The sequence below is a fragment of the Streptosporangium sp. NPDC000509 genome (assembly GCF_042898365.1).
Lineage (GTDB): Bacteria > Actinomycetota > Actinomycetes > Streptosporangiales > Streptosporangiaceae > Streptosporangium.
The window spans coordinates 118629-131126 of sequence record NZ_JBIAYX010000012.1 but is presented as its reverse complement, the minus strand read 5'-3'; the positions used below and the strand labels follow the sequence as shown (position 1 = coordinate 131126).

Sequence of the window (12498 nt, the reverse complement as noted above, 5' to 3'; positions counted from 1 at the left end):
TGCTCTCGACCTCTTCAGCCATGAAGCGTGGACTAGGCGCGGCTCAGTCGGCGTTCGCCGAACATCCCCTGTGGACGAACCACGAGGATGACGAGCAGCACACCGAAGGTGATCGCGTCGCGGAAGCCCGAGGAGATGTACTGGGCGCTGACCACCTCAAGGATTCCGATCATGAAACCGGCCAGGGCGGCCCCCCGGATGTCTCCGTATCCTCCGACGACCACCGCGGCGAAGCCCTTGAGCAGCAGCGCCTCGCCCAGGTCGAACGAGACGTTGTTGGAGGACAGGCCGGCCAGCACACCCGCGAGCCCGGCGATGGCGGCCGCGGTGAAGGCGACGATCCGGAGCGTGCGGGCCGAGTTGACCCCGACGATGGTGGCCGACCTCGGGTCGACGGAGACCGCGCGGACCGCGGCGCCGAACCGGGTGCGGGTGAGCACCTGGTGCAGCCCGATGGCCACGAGCAGCGCGGCGGCGATGTTGAGCAACTGCGCCGGGAGGATCACCAGGTCCCCCAGCCGGATCGGACCGGCCTGGACCGCGCGGTCGGGGAAGCTGGTCGCGGAGTCCTTGCTCACCGCCTGCGCGGCGGTGAGCAATATGATCCACACACCGATGCTGGCGATGATCGGGGCGAAATGGCCGGCATCGCGACGACGTAGCGGCTCGAAGGCCACGATGTCCACCAAGACTCCGATGAGCCCGGCGGCCATCACCCCCGCCAGCAGGGCTAGAGGGAAAGGCAGCCCCAGGTTCACCACGGCGAAGTAGGCCACCAGGGCACCCCAGGTGGCGAAGGTGCCGTGAGCGACGTTCAGAACGCCCATTTTCGTGAGAATAAGTGCGAATCCCACGCCGAATAGCGCGTAGACAGCTCCGAGAGCGAGGCCGTTCACGAGTTGTTGGATGACGAGTGTCACGACCGCTTCCTCCAGGAGAAACGTAAATCAAGCGCTCGCTTTACTTGACGCTATCGGCCCCCTGCCTGCTGTGTCAACGTTAATCAAGCACTTGCTTCACAGCCTCGGCGGCATTACGGTTAAGCGTTGCGCGAGGGCACTCGCGGGCTCGGCGCGCGTCCTGCGCCGACCTCCCCCGCACGACGATTGGCTGCGCCAACATGCCGTCTCCCAGCACGCTCCCACCGGAAAAGGCCATCCGCCTGCTCCCGGAGAGCGCCCACATCGTGGGCGCCCCGGGCTGCGGCACGCCGGAGACCCTGCTCCGCACCCTGGGCGAGAGCGCGGACCTGCTCCACGCCCCCACCCTCTACTCAGGGCTCCAACTGGGCGGCTACCCCTTCCTCGACGCCGTACGGCAGGGCCACCTGCGCTACCTCACCTGGCACCCCTACGGCCCTGCCAGGCACTCGGTCTCAGCAGGGTTCGGCGAGTACGTGCCGGCCCGCGCCTCCGCCGTCCCCGGCCTGTTCGACCACTGGGACACCGACGCCGCACTGGTGCGGGTTTCGCCGCCGGACCGGAACGGATACTGCAGTTTGGGCCCTTCCGCCAGCTATGTCAGGGCCGCCGTCACGCGGGCGCGGGTCGTACTCGCGGAAGTCGACCCGCTGGTCCCCCGCACGTACGGCGACACCACCCTGCACGTCTCGGAGATCACCGCACTGGTCGAGGCCGACACCCCGATGTGCGAGTTCCACGAGGCCCCTCGCGACGAGATCGGCGACCGCATCGCGGCGCACGTCCTGGACCTGCTGCCGGAGCGGCCCGCCCTGCAGTTCGGCCTCGGCTCGATCCCGGAGTCACTCATCCACGCCCTGGCGAACAGTGACCTGCACGGCGCCCACGTCATCGGGATGGCGACCGACGCCATGGTGGCGCTCTTCGAGCGCGGCGTGCTCAGCCCGCTGAGCGTGATGCCCTCCCCCGCGATCTCGGCGGTGGAGCTCATGGGCACCCGGACCCTGATGGACTTCGCCGACCGCAACCCCGCGATCGGCGTCTTCGACAGCCGCACCGGCCACACCCCTCGCCACCTTGGTGGCCTGCCCGGCCTGGTGTCGGTCAACTCGGCCGTCGAGGTCGACCTGTTCGGCCAGGTCAACTCCGAGACCGTACGCGGAATCCAGGTCTCGGGGATCGGCGGCGGCGTCGACTTCGCCGAGGGCGCCCACGGGTCACCCGGCGGCCTGTCCGTCATCGCGATCGGCTCCAGGACCGCCGACGGCAGGCACAGCAGAATCGTCCCCGCGCTGGCCTCCGACGCGGTGGTGACTCTCCCCCGGCACACACCCGACGCGATCGTGACCGAATACGGCGTCGCCTGGCTGCGCGGCAAGACCCGGGCCGAGCGCGCGGAGTCGATCGCCTCCGTCGCCCACCCCCACCACCGGGCCGGACTGATGTCCGCGTCCGCGGCAGTGACCACAGCGAAATGAGGGATCAGCGGTGACCGTACACACCCGGCGCGGGCTCTACTTCGAGGAGATGCACGTCGGTGACATCTTCAAGCACGAGCCCGGCCGCACCATCACCGAGGCCGACAACGTGCTGTTCTGCAGCATCACACTGAACACCCAGTCCCTGCACCTGGACGCGGTTCGCTCGGCCGAGAGCGAGTTCGGCCGGCGGCTGGTGAACAGCCTGCTCACGCTGGGGATCGTGTGCGGGATCGGCGTCGGCGACCTCACCCAGAAGACGACGGTGGCCAACCTCGGCTTCGGCGAGATCTCCTTCCCCGCGCCGGTGTTCATCGGTGACACCCTCTACTGCGAGAGCGAGATCATCGACAAACGGGCCTCCGTCTCGCGCCCACGCCAGGGCATCGTGACGCTGGAGCACCGGGGCCTCAACCAGGACGGCACCGTCGTCTGCCGCGCCCGGCGGACCGCGCTGGTCAATTTCACCCCCGAAGACGAGACCGTGCGGGCCTGAGCAGTCACGGCGGGGGGCGGTCGGTGCCCGCCCCCGCCGTGACCGCTCGCGTCGCCGGTCAGAGCGTGCGGTCATTGCCCAGAACAAGTGTGCCCGAACTCATGAACATGCCGCCGACCCCGGTGGCGAGGCTGACGTCGACCCCGGGGACCTGCGCCGCCGCCGTTCCGCGGACCTGGCGTACCGACTCCTGGATCGCGAACATGCCGTACATGCCGGTGTGGGCGTAGGAGAGCCCGCCGCCGTTGGTGTTCATCGGCAGCGACCCGCCGGGCGCGGTGTTGCCCTCAGCAATGAACGCCGGCGCCTCACCCCGCTTCACGAAACCGAGGTCTTCCAGTCCGTACACCGGAACGTGCGCGAATGCGTCGTAGATCATCAGATGGTCCACGTCGCCGTGCGAGATCCCGGCCTGCCGCATGGCGGCCGCCCCGCCCATCTCGATGGCGCGGGACGACGTCAGGTCGCGCAGCCCGGAGACGACCGAGGACTCGCTCGACTCCCCCGCGCCCAGCACGTAGACCGGCGGCGCCGCGGAGCCGAGGTCGCGGGCCCGCGCCGCCGAGGTCAGCACCAGGGCGCCGCCGCCGTCGGTCACCAGGCAGCAGTGCAGCAGGTGGATGGGGTCGGCGATCACCGGTGACGCGAGCACGTCCTCGACGGTGATCGGGTCGCGCAGCCTGGCGCGGGGGTTACGCGTCGCCCATCGGCGCTGCACGACCGGGACCATGGCGAGCTGCTCCCTGGTCATCCCGTACCTGTGCATATAGCGGCGCACGCCGATCGGGAACAGCGACGGCGCCCCGATCGGGCCGTGCGGGACCTCGAACTGCGCCATGTACGACTGCGGCGCGGGCGCCCACGGCACCATGCCCACCCGGGAGCGCCCGGACTCACCGTGCGTGACCAGCACGGTCGTGCAGAGCCCGGACACGATGGCGGCCATGGCGTGCCGCACGTGCAGCATGAACGAGCTGCCGCCGACGTTCGTGCCGTCCAGATATTCCGGGACGATCCCCAGATAGTCGGCCACGTCGACCGGAGACTCACCCGCGGACGCGACACCGTCGACGTCGGCCGCGGTGAGTCCCGCGTCGCGCAGCGCGTTCACGGCCGCCTGGGCGTGCAGCTCCAGCGCGGACATGTCGGGGACCTTGCCGATGCGGTCCGTCTCGGCGGCACCGACGACGGCGATCTTGCCTCGGAGGCTCATCCCTCACCCTTTCTCGGCCGGAATCCGACGACCTTCCGCTCACCCCGCTGTTCGAAGACCACCTCGAGCTCACCGTCGATGACGAGCCCGCTTCCCGCCTCACCGGCTCCGGTGACGACGGCGAGCAGCCTGGGTCCCTCGGCCAGCCTGACGAGCGCGACCACGTACGGCACCTCGCCCTCGAAGCCGGGCGCGGCGCGGTGGTTGACCACGTACGACTCCAGCGTGGCCACGCCGCAGACCGGTTCGAGCGCGACCTGGCCCGACATGCATTTCGGGCAGTACGCGCGCGGATAGAGGAAGAAGTGGCCGCACTCGCGGCAGCGCGGCACCTTGAGCTCACCGCCGTCGACGGCCTCGAAGAAGCCCGCGGTGTCAGGGGTGGGCAGTGGCAGGGGTTTCGTGCTCACGCGGATCGCCTCCCGTCCGTTTCCGCCGGCCCGCCGGAGGGCTCGCCGGCTCCTCCCGCCGCCTGGGGCAGCAGGTGTTTGCGGAGTTTTCCGTTGGCGCCACGAGGGAGCGTCCGCATCGTCTCGACCCGGCGGGGCACCTTGAACCGCGCCATCCGCTCCCGGCAGAACCGGATGATCTCATCGCCGAAGTCCGGATCGGCGGCGCGTTCACGCGCCTCGTCCATGGGCTGGATCACCGCGCAGACGATCTCGCCCCACTCGGAGTCGGGGATGCCGATCACGGCGGCGTCGGCGATGTCGGGGTGTTCCAGCAGCGCCGCCTCCACCTCGGCCGGGTAGATGTTGACGCCGCCGGAGACGATGACCTCGGCGGTCCGGCCGAGCAGGAAGAGGTAGCCGTCCTCGTCGAGGTAGCCGAGATCGCCCACCGTCACGTAGCCGTCGGTCACACTTGAGCGGGTCTTCTCCGGGTCGCCGTGGTATTCGAAGATTCTGGGGCCCATCTCCAGGTAGACCCGGCCCTTCTGCCCGGGGCCCGGATCGCGCCCGTGCTCGTCCATGATCCGGATGCCGGCGCCCGGCTGGGCCCTGCCGACACTGCCGGGTCTGGCCAACCACTCGTGGGAGTCGATGACGGTCCCCGCGGCCTCGCTGGCGCCGTAGTACTCGTACACCACTGGGCCGAACCAGTCGATGATCCCGCGTTTCACCGCGGGCGGGCAGGGTCCCGCGCCGTGGATCAGGTTGCGCATGCTCGACACGTCGAACGACGCGCGTACCTCGGGGGCGAGCGCGAGCAGCCGATGCATCTGGGTGGGCACGACGTGCGTCGTGGTCACCCGCTCCTCCTGAATGAGCCGGAGCATCCCGACCGCGTCGAACCGCTCCATCAGCACCACCCTGTGCCCCAGGTGCAGCGACGCCAGGGCGAGCCCGTTCACCGCGGTGTGCGACAGCGGGGAGGTCACCAGATGGGTGCCGTCCCCGAACGACTCGACGCCGAACATGCCCAGTTGCCAGAGCGCCCCGGCGCCGAGGACGTCATCGGGGTCGCCAACGGCCAGCGCCCGGCTGACGCCCTTGGGACGGCCCGTGGTGCCCGAGGTGTAGGCCATGAAGGCACCGGACAGGCGGTCCTCGACCCGCTCGGCGGAGAACGGCGCGGCGGCCTCCCCAAGCACGCGGAAACCCTCGGCGGGCCTGGTGGCGAAGCGCCGCTCCCCGGCGAGGCCAACCTCGTCGAGCGCGGCCCGCACGGTGTCGGCGTACCGCGGGGAGGTCACCACGGCGCCCGGCGCGCAGTCGCCCATGATGTACGCGATCTCACCGGCGCTGAGCGCGGTATTGACCGGGATCAGGTACCACCCAGCCTGCTGACAGGCCAGGACCGTCTCCAGGGCCGCGATCTCGTTCGCGGCCACCAGCGCCACCCGGTCGCCGGGCCGCAGACCCAGGCCGCGCAGCAGCCGCGTGATCCGGTTCGCCCGGACCAGCAGCTCGCCCGCGGTCACCGACGAGCACTCCGGCGAGACCGCGGCGATCCGGTCGGGGAAACGCTCGGCGATCCGCCAGAACCCCAGGTCCCCGGCGCTCATCACCGCCCTCCCGCACGGGCGAGGACCATCTCGGCGAGCGTGCGCCGGTGCTCTCTCGCGGTCCCGAAGGCGACGGACAGCGACATCGAACGCTTGAGCCAGAACTGCAACCCGTACTCCCAGGTGAACCCGATCCCGCCGTGCAACTGGAGCGCCTCCGTGTCGGCCGATCTCGCGGCCTCACCCGCGTACGCCTTCGCGACCGCGGCCCGCACGGCGGCGTCCGGTGCATCGGTGTCCCGGAACGCGACCATCGAGGCGGCACCCGCCAGATCCACCACCGTGGCGACGTTCGCCAGCTTGTGTTTCACCGCCTGGAACGACCCGACGGGCCGGCCGAACTGCCTGCGCACCTTCACGTAGTCGACCGTCACGTCGAGCAGGTGCCGGCTCACGCCGGTGAGCAGGCACGCGGCGCCGGCCACTGCCCGTGTCCAGGCTCGCTCGGCCACGGCGGGATCCCGGCTGATCACCCGCCCGTCCGCGGCGTCCCAGGCGACCCGGTGAAGCGGATAGAGCGGATCGACCGCCTCCTGCCGCTCCGCGGTGAACGCCCCCTTCTCCAGGGCGCGTACGCCACCGCTGTCGCAGACGAGCAGCAGGTCGGCCTGACCGGCCTCAAGCGCGACGGGGGTGCGCTCGCCGAACGAGACCGCCACCAGCGCGTCACCTGAGGCGATGCGGGGCAGCCAGGCCGCCGCGAAATCCTCGGGCGCGGCCTCCTGGATCAGCGGGCCGGCGACGACCGCGGTCTCCAGGAAGGGCTCGGGCACGGCGAACTCCCCCAGAGCGTGCAGCACGGGCGCGAGCACGTGCTCCGCCAAGCCCACCCCGCCCCATCGCTCGTCCAGCAGGACCGAGGTGAGACCCAGGTCCGACAGGCGCCCCCACAACTTCGCGTCGTGGGCGGCGTCCGCGTCCAGGCGCCGGCGCAGGTGGTCCTCACCGGCGTGCTCCTCCAGCAGCCGGCGGGTCGCCTTGAGGAGTTCCCGCTGTTCTTCGTCGAGGGGAACGTTCATCGCGGATGTGGTCATCGTCGGGGCTCCATCGGCAGCTCCAGGAGGCGTTCGCTGATGATGTTCCGCTGGATCTCGGAGGTCCCCCCGAAGATCATGGCGGCGCGCGCGTACCAGTACCGGTGGTGCCAGTCCGCCCAAGCGTGGGCGGCCCGCGGGGTGAGCGCCTCTCGCACCACGGGCGAGCCGCCGCCCAGGGTGGCGAGCCCGCCCATCAGGTCCAGGCCGGCGGCGAAGATGTGGTGTTGCGTCTCGGTCCAGTACAGCTTGTTGATGCTCGCCTGCAGGTCGAGGTTGACGCCGTTCTCCGACAGCTCCGCGAGCCGGTAGACGTTGGCCCGGTACACCTCGGTCTCGACGAAGAGCCGTCCCAGCTCGTCCAGGGCGAGCGGGTCGTCGTCAAGGCCGCGTGCCCGCACCAGCTCCGCGAACGACTCGACGTCGGCGGAGTATTTGGCGTGGTCTCCGAAGACCGCGCCGCGTTCGAAGCCGAGCGTGGACATCGCGACACGCCAGCCGTCGCCGATCTCCCCCACCGCGTTCGCGACGGGCACCCTGACGTCGGTGAAGAAGACCTCGGCGAAGCCCTTCGTGCCGTCCACCATGGCCAGCGGGCGGACCTCCACCCCGGGAGAACGCAGGTCGACGCAGAGGAAGGTGATCCCCCGGTGTTTCCTCTCCCTGCCCGCCTCGGGATCGGTGCGCACCAGCGCGAATATCCAGTCGGCGAAGCCTCCGAACGACGTCCAGGTCTTCTGGCCGTTGACGACGAACTCCTCGCCCTCGCGGACCGCCTGGGTGCGCAGCGAGGCCAGGTCGGAGCCGGAATCGGGCTCGCTGAACCCCTGGCACCAGATGTCCTCGCAGGACAGCAGCCGCGGGATCCAGCGCCTGCGCTGCTCCTCCGTGCCGTAGCGCATCAGGATCGGGCCGAGGAGGTACAGGCCCCCCATGTTGACCCGGGCGGGCGCCCCGGCCCGGTAGTACTCCTCGGCGAAGGCGATGGTGTGGAAGAGGTCGGCGCCGCGACCGCCATACTCCTTGGGCCAGTCGATCGCCGCGTAACCGCCCTCGAACAGCACCCGCTCCCACTCCCGGTGCTGTTCGAACCCCTCCTGGCTCGTCCAGGACCCCAGCGGTCCGCGCGGCACGTTCTCCTCCAGCCACCCGCGCACCCGCGCGCGAAACGCCTCGATGTCGGGCGTGGCGGCACCGTTTCGCGAGCTCATGCCGTCAGCCCCAGTGCGTGTGAGATCTCGTGCATCACATCTCCATGGTTCTCGGGTGTCATGCGCAGGGAGAGGTTCACCGCGTTCGCTCCGAGTTCGAGGTAGCGCTCCACCATCGGGCGCAGCTCGGCCAGAGCGCCGTGGAACCGGAGACCGACGACGACGTGGAAGTCCTCCCGGGAGCGGCCGTTCTCCCGCAGTCCCGCCTCGACCTCGGTCAGGTGGCGGGAGAAGTCCCCGGTGGTGAGGTTCCACGGATACCAGCCGCCGGCGTACCTCGCCGCGCGGCGGATGGCCGCCTTCGAATGGCCGCCCACCAGGATGCGCGGCAGCGGCCGGGTGGTGTCAGGCATGGCGGGTATCCCCGGCTCGCCACCGGTATGGCCCCAGAGCTCGCGGACGCGAGCCAGGTTGCTCTCACATCGGGCGCCGCGCTCGGCGAAGGGAACTCCTGCGGCGGCGAACTCCTCCGCCGACCAGCCGACCCCCACCCCCATGTCGAAGCGCCCGCCGGTGAACAGGTCGAGGGTGGACAGTTCCCTGACAAGGAGGCGCGGGTCGCGCATCGGCAGCAGCAGCACCGAGGAGCCGACGCGCAGCCGAGTGGTGTGGCGGCACAGTTCGGCGGCCGCCTGGAGCACGTCGAGCAGCCCCTGCTCCTGGGCCGCCTCCACCCGGGGCGCGGCGGCGTCGCCGTGCCCGTGGACTTCGACCATGTCGGGGTTGGCCGAGCTGGGAGCGGCCGGGTAGGGGTAGGCCGACTCGTACTCCTCGAAGAAGACCAGGTGCTCCGGCAGCCACAGCGCGGAGAAACCCGCCGCCTCGGCGGTCAGCGCGAATGTGCGCATGTATGCCAGGTCCCGTTGCGCCGACCCGTCGAACAGGTCCACCAGGCCGATCTCCATCGCCGCTCCTTCCGATCTCGTCATCGTGTGGATAGCCGTCTCGGGTCTTGTGCGGGAGGGCTCACGCAAGCCCTCCCGCGCAAGCCGGGTCAGACCCCGGCAAGGGCACGCAGCCGCTCGGGCGAGGGCAGCTCGCTGTAAACCGCAACCAGTTCGTCGACCCGGACGGAGGGGTCGTCGGCCAGTAGCTCGCGCGCCGGACCGATCTCCCACTCGGGGACGAACCAGGTACGTCTGACCTCACCCTGGTCACGGCCCGCGTCATCGATGGCCTTGGCGAGCGGGGCGAGGGCGCCGGGGAGGTCGGCGGGCGTGAGCAGCCAGCCGAGCCACCCGTCCGCCTCGCGGGCCAGCAGCCGCAACACGTCCTCGCCGCCGTGCCGCATATGGATTCCGGGTCGGCCGCCGGCCGGCCGGGGCAGGGCGATCGCACCGCTGAACACGATGCGCTCACCCTGGTGGGAGGCACGGCGTTGCGACCACAGGGCCCGCATCGCCTCCAGGTACTCCGACGTCGCGCCCAGGGTGTCCCCGCCGGAGGCTCCGCCCAGAGCGAGCGGCACCTCCCCGAGGTCCAGCCCGTATTCCAGCCTGCCGCCGGCGAACCAGTCCAGCGTGGCGACCTGCTTGGCCCTCAGCGCCGGACCCCGTATCGAGAGGATGTCCCCGCTCAGCCCGAGGCGGATCGAGCCGGTCGACCGGGCCGCGCACTGCAGCCCGAGGACCGCGTCGTGCCCGCCACCGATCTGCTCGCGGTCGCCGACCGCCCACCACGACGCGAGGCCCGCGGTCTCGGCCGCCGCGGCGGCCGCCTCGATCTCACCGGGTAGGCCGGGCCCGCCGGCCGTGATGTCGCACGCTACGCCGTACTCCACTGGAACGTTCCTCCGGTGTCGGGACTCAGCCTGCGGGGTTCAGTAGGGTGAGCTTCCCGTCGTCGGTCCACTCAAGGTAGACACCGGGATCGTCCAGGACCGCCTGGCCGTTCTCGTAACGGAGCTGGCCGTAGACGGTGTCCTGGGTGGTGATCTGCGACAGTGCCTTGCCGACCGCCTCGGGCGAGGGGTCGCCGGACTTCTTGAGGCCCTCCGCCAGCAGCCACATCGCGGTGTAGCCCTGGGCTGCGAACATGTCGGGCTCGGCGCCGAACTTCTTGGTGTAGAGGTCGGTGAACTTCTTCGCGGTCTCGTTGACCGAGTGACCTGCGGCGAAGGGGGTGGCGAACGCGAGGCCCTTCAGACCGGCTCCGCCGGTCTCGAACAGGACCGGGCCCGAGGCGCCGTAGCTGGACAGGATCCGCTCGTCGTAGCCGCGCTCGCGCAGCGACCTGGCCAGCAGCGAGGACGACAGGCCGAGCATGCTGCTGATGACGACGTCGGGCTTCTTGGCCTCGATCTGCGCGGCGGGCGCGGTGAAGTCCCGGTCGGCTGCGCTGGTCGAGACGGTGTCGAGCACCTGAACGCCGCTGCGCTCCATCGCGCTCTTCCAGACCTTGCCGTCGGCGACCATGGCGTCGTTGTCGCCGTTGACGACCAGGACGGCGCTCTTGTAGCCCTCTGCCTTCACCATGTTGTCGACGAACTTGTCGTAGACGCCGCCCGGGGCGGACGGCAGGATGACGGGGCGGAACAGGTCGGGCGGAGAGGCGAGCCCGGGCAGGATCGCCGAGGTGACGATCCCGGGCGTCTTGCTCTGCCTGATGACCGGCGCCAGAGCTCCGGCCTCACTGGACAGGCCACAGCACAGCACACCGGACGCGCCGTCGGCGACGTACTGGCGATAGAGGGCGATCGCCTTGGCCGGGTCGGACTTGATGTCCTCCACCTTCAGTTCGACGGTCGCGCCCTCGCCGAGGAACCCGGTCTGGTTGATCTCCTCCGCGGCGAGTTCGGCACCGTTCGCGATGGGCTTGCCCGCGAACGCGGCGGCACCGCTGAGCAGGGCGGGGAAACCCACCTTGTAGACCTGGCCTTCGTCCGGCTCACTGCCATCCGACGAACCGCACGACGTGAGAATCATCATGACGGAGAGGGCCGCGCTGATGACAGCGAGGCTCGAACCTCTTCTTGCACTCTTGAGACGAGACACTGCTTACCCTCCTGGGCTAAGGCCCCCAACGACCGGACCCCCGCCTTTAAAGCAAATGCTTGCTTTAAAGCAACTGTTCGATTATGCGAGACGTGATATTGGAAAAGCAAGAGGTCAACGCGGCTTTTCGATGGGAGCGGCGGCCGGAGGGCCCGCTCGCCCCGGCCTTCGGCGGCCGATGCCACCGGCAAACGGCCGGCACGCTGTTCTCCGGTCTGGTCGCCCCGAGGTCAGGACGCGGCGAGCCGGGATCGCGGGCCCGCCCGAAGGAGACGCGACGGCAGTTCGCGGCCGACGATCCGCTGGGCGAGGCCGGCGACCTCCAGCAGCGCCTCCAGGTCGACGCCCGTGTCCACGGACAACTCCTGGAGCAGGTAGACCGCCTCTTCGGTGGCGATGTTGCCGCTCGCCCCCGGGGCGTAGGGACATCCGCCCAGACCGCCGACGCTCGCGTCGAACTCGGTGACGCCCGACTCCAGACCCGCGACCAGGTTGGCCATACCGGTGCCCCGGGTGTCGTGGAAGTGCAGGGCGAGACGGACATCGGGCGCCCGGTCCCGGAAGAGGCCCACGATCCGGCGTACCCGGGGCGGCGAGCCCATACCGGTGGTGTCGCCGAAACAGATCGAGTCGGCCCCGTCTGCGACGGCGCGCAGCGCGAACGCGGCGGCGCGCTCCGCGGCGACCTCCCCCTCGTAGGGGCAGCCGAACGCGGTGGCGACGATCACCTGACAGGTGGCCCCGTTGCCGTGGGCGAAATCGATGACCTCGGCGATCTCGTCGAGCGACCGCTCCGGGGTGCGGTTCACGTTGCGCAGGTTGTGCGTCTCCGACGCCGAGACCATGATCTCCAGGTCGGTGAAGCCCTCGGCCAGGGCACGCCGCGCCCCGCGCAGGTTGGGTACCAGCGCCGAGTACTCGATGCCCGCGACCGGCTCCACCGCGCCCCACACCTCGGAGGCGTCGGCCATCTGCGGGACGGCTTCGGGGTGAACGAACGCCACGGCCTCGATACGGGACAGACCGGTCGTGCCCAGTGCCCCGATCAGTTCCGCCTTGCGGGCGGTGGGCACCGGGAGTTCGTTCTGGAGCCCGTCGCGCGGACCCACCTCACGCAGGACGACTCTGGACGGCATATCTGACAT

General features: G+C 70.3%; 12 protein-coding genes. 2 read left to right on the top strand and 10 right to left on the bottom strand.

The genetic code is table 11. The annotated features are described in order from the left end of the window. Nucleotides 1–32: 32 nt before the first annotated feature. Nucleotides 33–896: a branched-chain amino acid ABC transporter permease gene (locus ACFY3D_RS22840; RefSeq protein ID WP_389982513.1), complete on the bottom strand. Its 864-nt coding sequence runs from the start codon at nt 894–896 to the stop codon at nt 33–35. A gap of 224 nt (nt 897–1120) precedes the next feature. Between ACFY3D_RS22840 and ACFY3D_RS22835 the strand changes: the two genes are divergently transcribed. Both ACFY3D_RS22835 and ACFY3D_RS22830 read left to right on the top strand, forming a co-directional pair. After that, nucleotides 1121–2398, top strand: coding sequence for an acetyl-CoA hydrolase/transferase family protein (locus ACFY3D_RS22835; protein ID WP_389982117.1), 1278 nt, complete (start codon nt 1121–1123; stop codon nt 2396–2398). Between the two features lie 10 nt (nt 2399–2408). Continuing rightward, nucleotides 2409–2894, top strand: coding sequence for a MaoC family dehydratase (locus ACFY3D_RS22830; RefSeq protein ID WP_389982115.1), 486 nt, complete (start codon nt 2409–2411; stop codon nt 2892–2894). A 58-nt stretch (nt 2895–2952) separates the two neighbouring features. Here the strand turns inward: ACFY3D_RS22830 and ACFY3D_RS22825 are convergent, their stop codons facing one another. The 9 genes from ACFY3D_RS22825 to ACFY3D_RS22785 form a co-directional block, all read right to left on the bottom strand. Beyond that, nucleotides 2953–4107, bottom strand: a complete 1155-nt coding sequence (locus ACFY3D_RS22825) for a thiolase (RefSeq protein WP_389982112.1) — start codon at nt 4105–4107, stop codon at nt 2953–2955. Then, the gene (locus ACFY3D_RS22820) at nt 4104–4517 is read right to left on the bottom strand and encodes a Zn-ribbon domain-containing OB-fold protein (RefSeq protein WP_389982109.1); all 414 of its coding nucleotides are present in this window, start codon (nt 4515–4517) and stop codon (nt 4104–4106) included. Before ACFY3D_RS22820 ends, ACFY3D_RS22825 begins: the two co-directional genes overlap by 4 nt. Further along, complete coding sequence (locus ACFY3D_RS22815) at nt 4514–6115, bottom strand: AMP-binding protein (protein ID WP_389982106.1); 1602 nt, start codon at nt 6113–6115, stop codon at nt 4514–4516. Before ACFY3D_RS22815 ends, ACFY3D_RS22820 begins: the two co-directional genes overlap by 4 nt. After that, nucleotides 6115–7149, bottom strand: a complete 1035-nt coding sequence (locus ACFY3D_RS22810; protein ID WP_389982103.1) for an acyl-CoA dehydrogenase family protein — start codon at nt 7147–7149, stop codon at nt 6115–6117. The genes ACFY3D_RS22815 and ACFY3D_RS22810 overlap by 1 nt, the downstream gene beginning before the upstream one ends. Further along, nucleotides 7146–8360, bottom strand: a complete 1215-nt coding sequence (locus ACFY3D_RS22805) for an acyl-CoA dehydrogenase family protein (RefSeq protein ID WP_389982100.1) — start codon at nt 8358–8360, stop codon at nt 7146–7148. Before ACFY3D_RS22805 ends, ACFY3D_RS22810 begins: the two co-directional genes overlap by 4 nt. Beyond that, nucleotides 8357–9265, bottom strand: a complete 909-nt coding sequence (locus ACFY3D_RS22800) for an LLM class flavin-dependent oxidoreductase (RefSeq protein WP_389982097.1) — start codon at nt 9263–9265, stop codon at nt 8357–8359. The genes ACFY3D_RS22805 and ACFY3D_RS22800 overlap by 4 nt, the downstream gene beginning before the upstream one ends. 89 nt (nt 9266–9354) lie before the next feature. Beyond that, nucleotides 9355–10140 (bottom strand): LLM class flavin-dependent oxidoreductase, encoded by a 786-nt coding sequence (locus ACFY3D_RS22795; RefSeq protein WP_389982094.1) that lies wholly within the window; start codon nt 10138–10140, stop codon nt 9355–9357. A gap of 25 nt (nt 10141–10165) precedes the next feature. Further along, nucleotides 10166–11287: an ABC transporter substrate-binding protein gene (locus ACFY3D_RS22790; RefSeq protein ID WP_389982091.1), complete on the bottom strand. Its 1122-nt coding sequence runs from the start codon at nt 11285–11287 to the stop codon at nt 10166–10168. Nucleotides 11288–11583: 296 nt separating this feature from the next. Continuing rightward, on the bottom strand, nt 11584–12498 hold the full coding sequence (locus ACFY3D_RS22785; protein WP_389982088.1) for a hydroxymethylglutaryl-CoA lyase: 915 nt from the start codon (nt 12496–12498) through the stop codon (nt 11584–11586).